The organism is Terrimonas ginsenosidimutans, assembly GCF_022012415.1.
GTDB classification, from domain to species: domain Bacteria; phylum Bacteroidota; class Bacteroidia; order Chitinophagales; family Chitinophagaceae; genus Terrimonas_A; species Terrimonas_A ginsenosidimutans.
Map to the genome: position 1 here is coordinate 613,842 of NZ_JAKLTR010000002.1, position 15,685 is coordinate 629,526.

General features: G+C 46.5%; 12 protein-coding genes. 10 read left to right on the forward strand and 2 right to left on the reverse strand.

Translation table 11 applies throughout. The annotated features are described in order from the left end of the window. Position 1: 1 nt before the first annotated feature. On the reverse strand, positions 2–409 hold the full coding sequence (locus LZZ85_RS05025) for a DUF4890 domain-containing protein (protein ID WP_237869131.1): 408 nt from the start codon (positions 407–409) through the stop codon (positions 2–4). 278 nt (positions 410–687) lie between these two features. Between LZZ85_RS05025 and LZZ85_RS05030 the strand changes: the two genes are divergently transcribed. The 4 genes from LZZ85_RS05030 to fbaA all read left to right on the forward strand — a co-directional run bounded on the left by LZZ85_RS05030 (position 688) and on the right by fbaA (position 6,014). After that, positions 688–2,046, forward strand: coding sequence for a pyridoxal-phosphate dependent enzyme (locus LZZ85_RS05030; protein WP_237869133.1), 1,359 nt, complete (start codon positions 688–690; stop codon positions 2,044–2,046). 649 nt (positions 2,047–2,695) lie between these two features. Further along, positions 2,696–3,469, forward strand: coding sequence for a helical backbone metal receptor (locus LZZ85_RS05035; RefSeq protein ID WP_237869135.1), 774 nt, complete (start codon positions 2,696–2,698; stop codon positions 3,467–3,469). 141 nt (positions 3,470–3,610) lie between these two features. After that, positions 3,611–4,681, forward strand: a complete 1,071-nt coding sequence (locus LZZ85_RS05040; RefSeq protein WP_237869137.1) for a hypothetical protein — start codon at positions 3,611–3,613, stop codon at positions 4,679–4,681. A gap of 262 nt (positions 4,682–4,943) precedes the next feature. Further along, on the forward strand, positions 4,944–6,014 hold the full coding sequence (fbaA, locus tag LZZ85_RS05045) for a class II fructose-bisphosphate aldolase (protein ID WP_237869139.1): 1,071 nt from the start codon (positions 4,944–4,946) through the stop codon (positions 6,012–6,014). A gap of 159 nt (positions 6,015–6,173) precedes the next feature. Here the strand turns inward: fbaA and LZZ85_RS05050 are convergent, their stop codons facing one another. Next, the gene (locus LZZ85_RS05050; RefSeq protein ID WP_237869141.1) at positions 6,174–7,367 is read right to left on the reverse strand and encodes a DUF5009 domain-containing protein; all 1,194 of its coding nucleotides are present in this window, start codon (positions 7,365–7,367) and stop codon (positions 6,174–6,176) included. A gap of 106 nt (positions 7,368–7,473) precedes the next feature. Here LZZ85_RS05050 and LZZ85_RS05055 point away from each other — a divergent pair, with 106 nt between their 5' ends. The 6 genes from LZZ85_RS05055 (at position 7,474) to LZZ85_RS05080 (ending at position 15,627) form a co-directional block, all read left to right on the forward strand. Next, complete coding sequence (locus tag LZZ85_RS05055; protein WP_237869143.1) at positions 7,474–8,361, forward strand: bestrophin family protein; 888 nt, start codon at positions 7,474–7,476, stop codon at positions 8,359–8,361. A gap of 108 nt (positions 8,362–8,469) precedes the next feature. After that, complete coding sequence (locus LZZ85_RS05060; RefSeq protein WP_237869145.1) at positions 8,470–10,926, forward strand: S9 family peptidase; 2,457 nt, start codon at positions 8,470–8,472, stop codon at positions 10,924–10,926. Between the two features lie 127 nt (positions 10,927–11,053). After that, complete coding sequence (locus LZZ85_RS05065) at positions 11,054–12,997, forward strand: TlpA family protein disulfide reductase (protein WP_237869147.1); 1,944 nt, start codon at positions 11,054–11,056, stop codon at positions 12,995–12,997. Between the two features lie 194 nt (positions 12,998–13,191). Further along, entirely contained in the window at positions 13,192–14,106 is a 915-nt protein-coding gene (gene accD / locus LZZ85_RS05070) for an acetyl-CoA carboxylase, carboxyltransferase subunit beta (protein ID WP_237869155.1), read from the forward strand. A 136-nt stretch (positions 14,107–14,242) separates the two neighbouring features. Next, positions 14,243–14,671, forward strand: coding sequence for an SsrA-binding protein SmpB (gene smpB / locus LZZ85_RS05075; protein ID WP_284698420.1), 429 nt, complete (start codon positions 14,243–14,245; stop codon positions 14,669–14,671). 32 nt (positions 14,672–14,703) lie between these two features. Further along, positions 14,704–15,627 carry a hypothetical protein gene (locus LZZ85_RS05080; RefSeq protein ID WP_237869165.1) on the forward strand — a complete coding sequence of 308 codons (924 nt, stop codon included), beginning with the start codon at positions 14,704–14,706 and terminating at the stop codon, positions 15,625–15,627. Positions 15,628–15,685: the final 58 nt, after the last annotated feature.

Genomic DNA, 15,685 nt, shown 5'->3' on the forward strand with positions numbered 1-15,685 from the left:
TTTATTTGCCGCCGTTATCTCTTCTCTTCTTTAATGCTTCCCTGGCGTTCGCTTTCTTTTCTTTCTGCGCTTCTGTATATTTTTCAAACTGTTCATTATTCAGCACAGCTTTCAGTTCTTCGTTCTTCGAAGCATTACCGGATTTTAAAGCCTTTGCTTTTTGCATACGTGTGCCTTCTCCACCGGCTGCTTCCTGGTTCTTTTGCGCGTATTTCAGATTGATATCATATACCTGTTTGTATTGATCATCACTGAGTGTAAGATCGGTTTTCATTTTGTCCGTCATTGCTTTTGCGCGTTTTTCAGGAGAATGTTTGGTAGAATCTGATTGTGCAGATACTGCAAAAGAGATCCCTATCAGAAATGCTGCGGCGAAAGCTGCTTTACGGATGATGTTTGAAAATTTCATTTTTTGTTTTTTTAATAGACTGGAAGTGATCGGAAAGGTTTAATCAGGTCCGGGCGCGGACACCTGTTCGTCGGCCCCGAGGCGGGGCTGAGTGGCGTAGGAGCTACGCAGAGGACGCAGAGATTACGCTAAGAGCGCAAAGAAGAACTTAGCGGCCTTTGCGGTCCCCTTTGCGATACTCCTATGCCGCCAAATGAAAATCCTTACGTTAAGACTCTTCAAAAACTAACGACTGTCAGCTTAGAAGCCTTACCTTTGGGCCGCTTAAAAGCCTTACAATGAATATCAAGAACAACATCCTCGAAACGATTGGAAATACGCCGATGATCCGGCTGAATAAAGTTGCCAAAGACATTCCCGCCACAGTACTGGCGAAAGTTGATTACTTCAATCCCGGCAATTCCATCAAAGACCGCATGGCTTTGAAAATGGTAGAAGTGGCGGAACAGGAAGGAAAGCTGAAACCCGGCGGTACTATCATCGAAGGAACCAGTGGCAATACCGGGATGGGTCTCGCCCTGGCAGCTGTCGTGAAAGGCTATAAATGTATTTTCGTTACTACTGATAAACAATCGAAAGAAAAAGCTGATATACTGAAAGCGGTTGGCGCCGAAGTGATCGTTTGCCCAACGAATGTGATGCCCGAAGATCCGCGCAGCTATTACTCCGTCGCAGCAAGACTGGCGAAAGAAGTTCCGAATTCTTATCACATGAACCAGTATGATAATCTCGCGAATCGCCTGGCCCATTATGAAACGACGGGCCCGGAGATCTGGGAACAAACAGGTGGAAAGATCACACACCTGATCTGCACTGCGGGAACCGGCGGAACGATCGTAGGTACCGCGCAATATCTTAAAGAAAAAAATCCTGATGTACAGATCTGGGCGATCGACGTATATGGTTCATTGCTTACAAAATATTTCCGCACAGGCGAGATCGATATGAATGAGGTGCATCCCTATATCAGTGAAGGTTTCGGAGAAGATTTTGTCCCGAAGAACTATGATATGAGTGTGATCGATCACTTCGAACAGGTGACTGATAAAGACGGGGCCGTAATGGCACGCAAACTTGCCCGTGAAGAAGGGCTCTTCTGCGGCTACAGCGCAGGCAGTTGCTTACAGGGCTTAATGCAGCTGAAAGGCAAACTGAAAAAAGACGATGTGGTGGTGTGCATATTTCACGATCATGGCAGCCGCTATGTTGCCAAGATCTATAATGACCAATGGATGATCGAACGCGGTTTCCTGGACGTTAAGACCTTCAAGGATGTGATCAGCTCAAGGGGAACCAAGAGATTGATCACTATCGAACCACAGCAAACTGTGGCAGAAGCAGTTGAACTCATGAAGAAGTATGATATCGAGCAGATCCCGGTGATGAACAACGAAGGGCCGCTCGGTTCCATAAGTGAAAGCGGGCTGTTCCAGAAAGTTTTTAACAACCCCGAGATCAAAAGCTCTAAAGTGGCGGATGTGCTTGAGCCAACGTTACCCATTGTCACCTTTGATACCCCTGTTGAGAAATTAAGTCCCCTTATCAACAAAGGAAATGGTGCCATTCTATCTAAAGATGAAGCAGGCAATTATCACATCATTACGAAGTATGACATCCTGCAGGCACTCGGCAAATAGTAATGGGGATATTAATACGTAAATAAAAAAGGCTTCCGGGAACGTTTCCGGAAGCCTTTTTTAGTAAAACTACTATTCAGATTAGCGTTGTTACCGCATCCGGGTATTCGATTGTTTACGATAAATGTGGGAAATACTGTAAGCCCAAAATCGGTCAAAAATGCGCTATCGTATTAAAACTATCATAATTATTTTTGATCCGGAAGTTGATTGATAGCAATCACAGAACAAATCCAATACCGAAAAACCAGATCCAATAGCTTAAGAAAAAACCTGATCCAACATCCATTAGAAAAACCAAGAAAAATCCAGTATTGATCAACTTCTTCCTTTTTGAAAAACCGAAATCCAGAAAATCCAACCAATCCTAAGAAAAAACCAACGAAGTCCATTAGCCAGAAAAACCAAGAGGTCCAGATCCAAGAAAAAACCGTCCAAACATCCAATCGTCCAATTGAAAAGACCTCAAGTTCAAGTCACCGTGTCCAAATCCATGAAAAGAAATTAAGTCCGGAACCCTCCTGCTAAATTTTATTTAGCAGGAGGCGCGGTGAATTTCTTCTCTGGAGCATTCCTTACAGTTTTCCCTGAACTCACTAAAGCAGTCGAAGCGCTCTGATAAGAAGGATTACCTTCGACAAAAATATTGATGGCTGCTTTTGTTGATCAAACCGGGAAGACTGTTTTTATTTCTACTCCTCCCCGACGTATCATATCACTTGTTCCTTCGCAAACAGAACTGCTGGCAGATCTTGGTCTAGACGAAGCAGTTATCGGCATCACCAAATTTTGCATTCATCCGGAGAAATGGTTCCGCTCAAAAACACGTGTCGGTGGTACAAAAACCCTGGATACAGCGCGTATCCATCAATTGCAGCCCGACCTCATCATTGCCAATAAAGAAGAAAACGTCAAAGAGCAGGTAGAAGACCTGGCAAATTCCTTTCCTGTCTGGGTCAGTGACGTGAATGATCTGGAAGATGCGCTGACGATGATCAGGGAAATTGGTCGTATCACCTCGACAACCGAAACAGCATCGAAGATCATTGCAGGGATCCGGCAGTCATTTTCAGGTTTGCCGCTATATGCTTCCCTGCGGAAAGCAGCATACCTGATCTGGAAAGACCCGTATATGACGGTGGGAAACGATACGTTTATTCATTCTATGTTACGGGCCGCCGGGTTTGAAAATGTATTCGGAGATCAGACGCGATACCCGGTCGTAGACGTTCCTGGCATACAGCGATCAGGCTGTGAATACCTCTTTCTTTCATCAGAACCATATCCGTTCAAACAAAAGCATATTGATGAATTGCAATTGCAGTTGCCGGGCGTAAAGATCATGCTGGTGGATGGCGAGATGTTCAGCTGGTATGGAAGCAGGTTGCTTTACGCGGCTGAGTATTTCCGTCGTCTGGAGTAAGGAGTATCGCAGAGAACGCGAAGGCACGCAGAGTGCACAAAGAGATCTTAGCGACCTTAGCGATCCTCTGCGTTCTCTGCGATACTCCTTACGCCGGACGGCAGAAGTTCTGTTTGTGAAAACTCTGCGTATCTTCCATTTATGAGCAGCAATAAACCTTCCCGCAAGAAGCCCATGTACCCGATCAGCAAAGGGCTTCGCTCCTATCTCCGCCATCACGGGCGCGAGGTAAAACTGCCCGTCTCTTACCAGGACCTCTTGCATTATACTTTTTCTGTGCCGATCAAAGACAAGAACGGTAAGGATACGCTCTGGGAAAAAACCATCTATGACAAGCGCGACTGGGATTTTATCCGTGAAGGCCTTGTCCAGATCTATGCGATCCTCAAAACCGAAGGCGATTTCAGCTTTACGAACCATCTTGACGTATCCCGGATCGATTACTGTACGTTTGGAAATTCCCATCCGTTCCGGATCAGGATCGTGAATAAATTCAACGATAACTATGATCACTATTACATCAAGATCGCCGATGCTTCGCGGGTATATGGCCTGGAGCTCGAACATATCCTTTCTCCCAACAGGATGACCTTTTTCACGGACCGGAATACACTGGTGGAAGAACATATCCCCGGCATCCCCGGCGACCTGTTCATCCAGCAAATGTTCTCAGACCCGCACACCAACAAGATCAGGCTGGCGAAGGAGTTTGTAAAGTTCAATGAGCGTTGCTTTGTCCGGCTGCTGGGCGATATGCGCAGTTATAATTTCGTGGTAGATGTAACGCCGGACATTGAAGACTATCAATACCGTATCCGCGCGATCGATTTTGATCAGCAGAGCTATGAAGGCCGCAAGAATTTCTACCTGCCGCAATTTTTCAAAGAGAACAATCCCTATGTTGAGCTCTGTCTCTCCCACCTGAACAAAGAGTCGATCGCCCAGTACCAGGCAGAAGAACGCACCCTGATCACTTTCCGCCTGGCATCCTCCCGGTACCGGATCAAAGACCTGCTGGACACCATGTCTACAGACGAGATCTCAACTCCCGAAAAGATCCTCTCCCTGAAAAACGAACTCAACTCACACCTTCATACACAGGCTTTCAATCGTTGCCAGTCCATGGGACAGGTCGTAAAGCGCCATTTGAAGCAGACATTGCAGAAGAACCTGATGCTGGTGCAGCGGAATATGGGGAAGAATATTGACTAGCAGGAATCGTTGTCCGTTGTCCGTTCACCGTTTCCCGGTTGTCCGAAAGAAGTTAGCATATAGAAAAACGGAGATTTAGTATATTCTTTACGTTGAGAATGTATGAGTTTACGTTCTGTAAACCCCGGTCAACGGGCAACGGAGAACGGGCAACGACCAAACGACGGTCAAAAAACCAGGAAATACCCTATATTAGCGCCTCCTTTCGGGAACGATTGCGCCACTATGATCCATTAATAATCAATTAAAGAAGAATCTAACAATGAGCAAGTACAAAGCCGGGGTGCTGTTTGGCAAAGAACTGGAAGCACTCTACAATGACGCAAAGGAAAATCAATTTGCTTTGCCTGCAGTAAACACGATCGGCACAAATACCATCAATGCCGTACTGGAAACTGCTGCTAAAGTGAATTCTCCAGTGATCATCCAATTCTCCAATGGTGGTGCACAGTTCATTGCCGGTAAAGGAATGCCGAATGACAAATTGCAGGCGAACATTTCCGGCGGTATCTCTGGCGCATTGCATATCCACAACGTGGCAAAATACTACGGCGTTCCCGTTGTATTGCATACAGACCACGCTGCTAAAAAATGGTTGCCCTGGATCAGTGGCTTACTGGACGCCGGCGAACAATTCTACAAAGAAAAAGGCCAGCCGTTGTTCAGCTCACATATGCTGGATCTGAGCGAAGAGCCGATCGAAGAAAATATCCATACTTCTGCTGAATACTTCAAACGCCTTGCACCACTCGGTATGAGCATTGAGATCGAACTCGGTGTAACCGGTGGTGAAGAAGATGGTGTTGACAACAGCGATGTTGAGAACAGCAAACTCTATACACAACCTGAAGATGTTGCTTATGCTTACAGAGAGCTGAGCAAGATCAGCAATATGTTCACCGTTGCAGCCGCATTCGGTAACGTTCATGGTGTATACAAACCAGGTAATGTTGAACTTCGTCCTGAGATCCTGCATAACAGCCAGGAGTATGTAGCTAAAGAATTCAAAACAGCAAACGCCAAGCCGGTGTATTTTGTATTCCATGGCGGCAGCGGTTCTCCTCAGCACCAGATCCGCGAAGCGATCGGCTATGGCGCTATAAAAATGAATATCGACACAGATATGCAGTGGGCTTTCTGGGAAGGCGTACTGGATAACTACAAAAAATATGAAGGTTACCTGCAAGGACAGTTAGGAAACCCTGAAGGTGACGACAAACCAAACAAGAAGCATTACGATCCACGTGTGTGGCTGCGTAAAGGTGAAGAAGCGTTCATTAAACGTTTGGAAGTAGCTTTCGAAGATCTGAACTGTATCAACAGGAATGCGTAAGCGTTTTTGAGATGCTCACCATATTGCGGACAGGTAGATGCAGATCGGCCTGTCCGCATTTTTATTTGGCGTGAGCGTATCGCAGAGTGCGCAAAGAAATCCTGGCGCCCTTTGCGGTTACTTTGAACCCTTAGCGATACTCTTACGCCAGTTTAAATCCTACAGTTTCAGCTTGACGCCAGCTTTTCCCAACCATCCCGCTATAAGTATCATCAGCATTGAGAACAGGAAGGACTGTAATAATCCCACACCACCTGTAAGCAAGACCGAAGGCAGATGCCACCCTATCATTCCCATGATCGCGTAAGCAAAATATGGCAGCAGGTAGCAAAGCAATGTATTGGTGCCTGCCGGTTCGATCAGCCTGAACCAGTATTTCTTATCCCGGATATCTGTCAACCAGTAAAGCGGCACAAAACAGGCGATCGTAATGCCGCTGCAGATCAACACCCAGGCTGGCGTAGCCCGGATCTTCGATATGCCCCAGTATCCACGCAGGTAAAAGCCGGCTGCGATCAGAACGATCGCAATAACGAAAAATGAAACGATCATCCGCTTGTGCTGATATGTATTCCTGAAATGCAGCAGCAGCAAAGTCATCACCACTCCGCCCATCGTAAATGCAGCCATTGCTCCCTCGCCAATCGGGGAGATCAGGATCTGCAAGAGCTCACTATCCGGCAAGCTTCCGGCATGACTGGCAATATTAAGTATCACAAAAGCAAGCCAGGCAATGATGCAGATGATCAAGTTCCCTCCCGCCAGCAGGAAAACAATCGCACTGGCAAAATAAGCCCACCCGATCAGGCCAAGGATCCCCCACCAGTGCTTTTCGAAGTAATGGAGATCGCCTTCGGTCCCGCTTCTGTATTTCAAGGCAAGAAAGAGCAGTGTTAGAATAGCTATAGATCTCAACAGGTGAACGACCCACCGGTTGAACGAAGACGGCCATCTGTTCCAGAGAAGAATAAAGCAACCGCAGCAGATCATGTTCCAGTAGCCGCGGGAAATACCGGTGGCCGCTTCATTCATGTTCTCTCCATTCACCAGGAACAAACCCATTACCAGCAAGGCGACAGAGCGTTCAATGATGTGTAACAAGATCCGGCCATCACCCTCTCCCTTTGCCCGGCGCTGTTTGATTCCAGGCGGTATGGACATTCCCACCAGAAACAGGAATGCCGGAAAGACCACATCCGCGAGTCCCATTCCATCTTCTTCGGCTGCTGTATGTTCCAGCCACTGCGGAATATTTGTGAGTGACCAAAGGTCATTCACAAATATCATCAGCAGCATAGTTAGGGCGCGCAATACGTCTATGGCCGCAATACGGAGGTTTGAATTGGCTTGCATTGTTTGAGTAAAAATCAAAAGTAAAAAGTAAAGTTTTATAAACCTCGGGTTTCACCCTCTATGGAAGAACCTATTTTTACTTTTGAATTTTTACTTAATTTCAGCCATGATCTCCTACAATACCAAGGATTGGTTCACATTCATTTTCAGGATCCACAAGGCAGATACGGTGCGCAAGCTGGCCCCGCTGATCCTGGGTATCTGTGTTTATTCCGCCATTATCGCATACCTGGAACTGGAATACTGGAAGCTGTCTGAAAAGAGCTATGTCAGTCATATTCCGGTCATGCACAGCCTGCTCGGGTTCGCGATCTCCATGCTGCTGGTATTCCGGACCAATACTGCGTATGACCGTTGGTGGGAAGGCCGGAAACTCTGGGGCGCCCTGGTAAATAACAGCCGGAACCTCGCGCTGAAGCTGAATGTGATCCTGCCCGTTGAAGAGAAGGCACAGCGCGCATTCTTCCGCAAGATCATTCCCGCCTATGCATATGCGTTGCATAATCACCTCCATAAAGAACATACACGGGTTGAGTTGTTTGATGTGGAGGAACACAAACAGGTGTTCGAAAAGATCGACAGGGAAAAACATATTCCAAACCAGCTGGCGGCCCTGATCTACCAGCATATCCAGCAGCTGCACAAAAGCGGAGTGATCTCAGGCGAACAGCTGATCTATCTGAATGCGGAACTGTTGTCTTTTACAGATATCTGTGGCGCCTGCGAACGCATCAAGAACACGCCAATCCCGTTTTCTTACAGCGTATTCATTAAGAAATTCATTTTCGTATATGTGATGACATTGCCTTTTGGCTTTGTGTTCCAGCTGGGCTACTACGTGATCCCTATCGTTGCATTTATCTTTTACGTGCTGGCCAGCCTTGAGCTGATCGCTGAAGAGATCGAGGATCCCTTCGGCGGTGACGCGAATGACGTGCCCACGGATAAGATCGCTCACAATATCCACCGGAATGTGAATGATATCATCCATTAAAAAATTCAGGAATACCAGTAAAAATCAAAAGTAAAAAGTAAAAATGCCGTCAAACGAATAGTTTTTTTATTTTTTACTTTTGATTTTTGACTTTTTAATTCCTTCATCATGCCAAAACTGCTTATTGCTATCTGTTTGCTGATCAGCATTCAGTCGTTTTCCCAAACTACTCTTGCGCCGCTGACGGTAGACAAGATCATGCGCGATCCGAAATGGATGGGCACTTCTCCTACTTCCACCCAATGGACCGGGGACGGACAGTATTTGTATTTCAGCTGGAACCCGGATGGAGCGCTCGCGGACTCCGCCTATTACATTTCCCTGAAAGATAAGAAACCGAGAAAGGCCTCTGTTACCGAAACACAGGATCTCCGCAGCACCGGTACCTTCGTTTACAACCAGGCACGCACCGCTTATGTATATGGCCGTGACGGCGATGTCTTTTTTGTGGATGTGAAGACCGGGAAAACAAAACGCATTACGCAAACCACCGAAATAGAATCCGGTGCCCAGTTTTCATTCAATGACACAAAGATCGTTTATTCACGCAGCATGAACCTGTTCGCATGGGACATTGCCGGTGGAGAAACCATGCAGCTGACCAATATTCGTGCAGGCGAAGCTTCTCCGGCCCCGGCAGCAGCAGGAGCTGGCGCTGGCGCGGGAGGCCCTCGTAGAACCGGACCACCAACAGCTACTGCCGGTGCGGCTCCCCCCACACCCCGCGCTGATGTAAACCTGCAGGAAGAGTGGATGAAAAATGATCAGCTCCGCTACTTCGAAGTATTGAAGTCGCGCAAAGAAAAAAGAGAAAAAGGCGAAGCATATACTAAAACCCTTCCCAAACCCAAAGAGCTGAAAAGCATTCCACTCGGCGATAAGGCCCTGCAGGGGTTGAACATCAGCCCTGACGGCCGCTTTATTACCTACCGCCTTTCCAAAGCAGCTGCAAATGCAAAGTCGACCATCGTGCCCAGTTATGTAACTGAATCAGGATTCACTACTGATATCCCTGCCCGCACAAAAGTCGGCGCGCCGCTGGGAAGTACGGAGTTCTATGTATATGATCGCGCAAAAGACACTGTCTGGCTGGTGAGAACGGACTCGATCCCCGGTATCAGAGACCTGCCCGACTATGTAAAAGACTATCCAAAACAGGCTGAAGAAAGAAAGAAAAGAAATGCAGCCCGTGCCGTAAGTATCAGCGGGCCCTTCTGGTCTCCCAATGGGAAATACGCCGTGCTTGATATCCGCGCAGAGGACAGCAAAGACCGCTGGCTGATGCTGATGGATACCACTTCAGGTAAACTCAACCTGCTGGACCGTCAGCGTGATGAGGCATGGATCGCCGGCCCCGGCATTGGCTTTGGCGGCACTGGCTGGATCGATGATCAGACATTCTATTTCCAGTCTGAAGCTACCGGCTACTCCCACCTCTACACGTTCAATGCCGCTACGAACGAAAAGAAGGCATTGACAGAAGGGAAGTATGAGGTACAGCAGGCACGTCTTTCCAAAGACAAAAAGACCTTCTACCTGAGCACGAATGAAGTGCATCCGGGAGAACAGCATTTCTACCGCCTGACGATCGCTACAGGCAAAAAAGAACGCCTGACAACGATGACCGGTTCAAACCAGGTAACACTTTCACCAGATGAAAAGTATCTCGCCATCCTTTATTCCTACTCCAACAAACCATGGGAGCTCTATCTCCAGGAAAATAAACCGGGAGCAAAAATGGAGCAGATCACCGATAAAGCCCAAAGCGCGGAATTCAAAAGCTACAACTGGCGCGAACCTGAAGTGATCAGCTTCACTGCGCGTGACGGAGCAACCGTATATGCCCGCCTGTACAAACCAGCCAACCCCGCCCCTTCCAAACCAGCCGTACTCTTTGTACATGGAGCAGGTTATCTGCAGAATGCGCACAAATGGTGGAGTAGTTATTTCCGCGAGTATATGTTCAACAATATGCTTGTGGATAACGGGTATTACGTAATGGATATCGATTACCGCGGCAGCGCAGGTTACGGCCGCGACTGGAGAACAGGGATCTACCGTCATATGGGAGGAAAGGATCTCACCGATCATGTGGATGCAGTACAGTACCTCGTGAAAAACTTCGGTGTAAATGCAGGCAATGTCGGTCTGTATGGCGGTTCTTACGGCGGTTTTATTTCGCTGATGGCATTGTTCACCGAACCGAATGTCTTTAAATCCGGCGCCGCTTTAAGGCCGGTAACGGACTGGGCCAACTATAACCATGGTTACACGTCAAACATTCTGAACGAACCTTTCAACGACAGCATCGCTTACAAAAAAAGCTCCCCATTCTATTTCGCGGACGGACTAAAGGGCAACCTGCTGATCTGCCACGGAATGGTTGATGTGAACGTTCATTACCAGGATGCCGTAAAACTGTCACAGCGACTGATCGAGCTGGGAAAAGACAACTGGGAACTGGCATCTTACCCGATGGAAGACCACGGCTTTGTGGAGCCCAGCAGCTGGACAGATGAATACAAAAGGATTTTTAAACTTTTTGAGAAGACTTTAAAAAACTAAAACATATCTTCGGGAGACACCGATTAGTATTGTTTGCCATTGTCCTCAGATCGTCCTCCGTCGCAAAAGCTATGTCGGATGACCTGGGATCAATGGCAAACTGGTTTTAACAACTCAAAATTCAACCATGAAGTATCAAAACATTCTGCTGCTGCTGTTTTGTGGGATCAGCCTGGAGCTGTTTGCTCAGAACAATCTTACGATCAGTCCGGAAAAGCCAAAGGCCGGCGACCTGATCACTATCACTTATGAGCCAGCCGGTGATCTTGCCGGTACTACCGCACTGGTGGAAGCCGTGGCTTACCAGATGGGAGAAAAAGGCTCAAAAGCTTTTGATGTAAAACTCACCAGGAGTTATGGAAAACTGAAAGGGACTGTACAGACAGATACAAGCGGAAGCTTCCTGTATTTTTCTTTTTCAGTGGACAAGAAGTTTGATAACAACTTCAATAAAGGCTATGCATACTTCCTGCTGAACAATGAGGAGAAGATCAAGCGTGCCGCCAATATCCAGAAGTCTTTCTATCACCAGTACTATATTACCCAGGCTGGTGGTGAAAAAGACAATGCGGAAGCAGTGAAGGCCTACGAGAAAGAGTTTGAGCTGTACCCGGAAAGCAAGAAAGCCAACTATGCCAGTTATCTCCGCATGGTTACCGCAGACAATGCTGTTGCGGGAGCCGCCGCTACTCAGAAAGAGATCGAAGCTATTCTGAAAGCCGGTTTGAATGAAGAGGCTGATTACAGCTATCTCGAGAATATCTATCTCTCCGCTAAATTGGCGCAACAGCAGAAACTGATCAGCACCCTGAAGAAAGAGAAATTTCCAAATGGGAAATGGACGATCGCTGAGCAGGTGAACAAGTTCTACAGCGAAAAAGATCCGGCAAAGAAAGAAGCGTTGCTGGCGGAGATCACCAACAAAGTTGAAACAGATTCTGCCTGGAAAGACTACAGGAACAGCCTGACCAATTTCCGCATGATGGCCCTCAGTGGTTATATCGGTGCAAAGGACTGGGCTGGTTTGAAAAAAGCTATTGAGTCAAACCCTGTAAAGGATTCTGCACAGCTGGCGTCATTGTATAACAACGCAGCATGGAATATCCAGGAATCCGGTGGTGATCTTGAGCTGGCCGAGAAAATGTCTGCCTTTGCTGCTGCCTACACAAAACAGCAATGGAAAGCTCCTACAAAGCCAAAAGCGGATTATCAAACGCAAAAACAATGGGAAAGCGCACGCAAGGCAACTTATGCAATGTACGCAGATACTTATGCGATGGTCCTTTACAAGCGCGGCCAGTATAAAAAAGGGCTTCCCTATGCAAAGGAATCAGCGATCGTGATCAACGAAGGAAAAGGCGCTGACAATAACGGCACTTATGCGTTACTGGCAGAAAAAGTGTTACCGGTAAAAACTTACAAAAAGGAACTTGAGCAATTTGTTAAAGATGGTAAATCGACTTCAGGCATCACCGAGATCCTTGAACGCGCCTATGTAAAGGAGAAAAAATCAAAAGAAGGTTTTGACGCATACATCGGTAAGCTGAAAGAAGAAAGCCATCTTGCAATGCTCGCCCACCTGAAAGAATCTATGATCAATGAAAAAGCACCTGCTTTTGCATTATTGAATCTTGATGGCAAGAAGATCGATATCGCTGACCTGAAAGGTAAAGTGGTGATCGTCGATTTCTGGGCTACCTGGTGCGGACCTTGTAAAGCTTCTTTCCCCGGCATGCAGAAAGCACAGGATCAGTACAAAGACAATCCGAATGTGAAGTTTGTATTCGTTGACACCTGGGAGCAGGTAGATGAGAAAGAAAAGAATGCAAAAGACTTTGTGGTGAAAAATAATTACAGCTTTGACGTTCTGATGGACAACGACAGCAAAGTGGTTGAGCAATTCAAAGTAGATGGCATCCCGACCAAATTCGTGATCGACAAAGAAGGCAATATCCGTTTCAAGGCTGTTGGCTTTGACGGCAGCGATGACAAGCTGGTGCAGGAGTTGTCTGCTATGATCGAACTCGCAGGTAAGGGAACATCGGGTGGTGATGGGAAGAAAGCGTTCTAAGAGATCGTTATCCGTTGACCGTTCACCGTTGTCCGGAATCAGTTCGAAGACTTTTTGGTATGATGCCTCCTGACCGGGAGGCATCATCTTTTTCGGGCCATGTGTCGCGAAACTTCCCTTCCGGACAACGGACAACGGTCTGCGGTCAACGATACGACAAACTTCCTATATTTGTACCCTAACAAACCTAGGTTATGGCGAAGGAATTCGAAGATTTCGATGCGAACCTGGCTGGTGAAGAGGGAAAAACGGAAGAGACAAAGTCCAGCTGGTTCAAACGGATTAAAAAAGGCATCAATACAAAGACTTCAGAGAAGAAAGAAACTCCGGAAGGATTATGGACCAAATGTCCGGATTGCAATTATATCTGCACGGTATCTGAACTGCGTGAGCATTTATTTGTTTGCCCGAAATGCAGGTACCATCATCGTGTGAACAGCAGTGAATATTATGAGATCCTGTTCGATAATGCAGAATTTACAGAACTGTTTGAGAATATCCGTTCAAAGGACTATCTCGGGTTTACAGATCTTAAGCCATATAAAAAACGGCTGGATGAGATCTGGAGCAAATCCGATCTGAAAGACTCAATGCGGGTGGCAGTAGGTAAAGTTGGCGGCCAGGATATGGTGATCGCGTGTATGGATTTTGAGTTCATCGGAGGTTCGCTCGGAAGTGTGATGGGAGAAAAATTTTCCAGGGCGGTGGATCATTGCATCGCGCATAAGATGCCTTACATGGTAATCAGCAAAAGCGGTGGTGCCAGAATGATGGAAAGCGCATTCTCCTTGATGCAGCTTGCTAAAACAAGCGGTAAACTGTCTCAGCTGAGCGATGCAGGTCTCCCCTATATCTCTTTACTGACCGATCCAACATTTGGCGGCATCTCCGCTTCATTCGGAATGCTTGGCGATCTGAATATTGCTGAGCCGGGAGCGCTGATCGGGTTTGCAGGTCCAAGGGTGATCAAAGAAACGATCAAGAAAGACCTCCCTGAAGGGTTTCAACGGAGCGAATTCCTGCTGGAGCACGGATTTCTCGATTTTATTGTACCAAGAACGGAATTAAAAGATAAGCTGGCGAAAGTGATCAGCCTGTTCAAAAATTAATAAGCAGCTTTATCAATTAAAAATTAAAAAGTAAAAAGTAAAAAAGGCGCCTTCGAAAAGATCCTTTTTTAATTTTTACTTTTTAATTTTTAATTGATACCTGGCTCGCAAAAGGATATATCTACAGATGGCGGAGATGAAAAACAGATCAGCATATCATGAATTCTTCATAGATGTAAAATATGAAGCTGGCATGGTATTGCTGGGAACGGAGGTGAAATCGATCAGAGGCGGGCGAGTGAGTTTTAATGATAGTTATTGCCTTATCCACAAAGGAGAGATCTGGGTGAAATCGTTGCATATCGCAGAATACTCACATGGCAATCTGAACAATCACGACCCGCTGCGCGATCGTAAACTATTATTACAGAAAAAAGAGATCAAAAAGATCGAAACCAAACTCAAGGAAAAAGGATATACCCTGATCCCTTTGCGCCTTTTCTTTAATGACAAGAATATGGTGAAAATAGAGATCGGTCTGGCTAAAGGAAAGAAACTGCATGACAAGCGCGAAACCATCAAACAGAAAGATGTTGAGCGTGAAATGAAACGATACCTTAAGTAACTGGTTATACCTTTTCCCATTAAACCCTCAGCATGAAAAAGTTCCTTCTTGTTGCCACAATTTTGTTTACCATTAAGGGTTACGGTCAAACTGTATTCGGCTATTGGTATGGCTATGGCAATGTTAAGACGGCGGTTGCCAGTAATTACCTGGTTGAAATGATCCTTCAGCCGGAAAAGAATTATGTGAAAGGAGTGCTGAACTATTATTTTAAGAACACTTTCCGCAGCGTTCAGGTTAAAGGCAACTACAATGCGCAGACCCGGGAGTTGAACCTGTACAATATTCCAGTCACGTACTTTGGCTCCAACTCCAAAATGGAGATCGATTGTGAAATGAACCTGCGGGCCAGTCTGCGGGCGGCAAAGGCCGGATCGAACCTTGTTGGTGCATTTACCGGGCTACCGGAGAATAAATACACCTGCCTTGATATCAATTTCAACCTTGTGCTTAATACCGATGCCAGTGTCAAAGATTCTGTATTAAAGGCGATCCGGGAATATAAAGAGACCTACCAGGTATGGACACCCTCTCCTACAGATACCGTTGCTGCAGTGAAGATCATTCAACGCAAGGTGGTGAATTATGTAGTAGAAAGTGATTTCAAAAAGAGAGAAACGATCGTTGCATCTGAGATCGAAGTGCAGTCAGACTCCCTCAAAGTGGATTTCTATGACAATGGAGAAATTGACGGAGATTCCATTTCTGTATTCTTTAATCAGCAATTGCTCGCGTTCTCACAGCGGCTGAGTACAAGATCGGTCCACTTTGACCTGGTGCTTGATTCAACAAAAGATGTAAATGAGCTTGCGATGTTTGCTGATAATCTGGGATCAATCCCTCCGAATACGGCGCTGATGATCGTAACGGATGGAGATAAAACACATGAGATACGGTTATCCAGCAACCTGGAGAAGAGTGCGATGATCAGGATAAAACGGAAGAAGAAACCCTAATGCAATCTGGCGTATAAGTATCGCAGAGAACGCTAAGAGCCGCAATGGACGCAGAGAT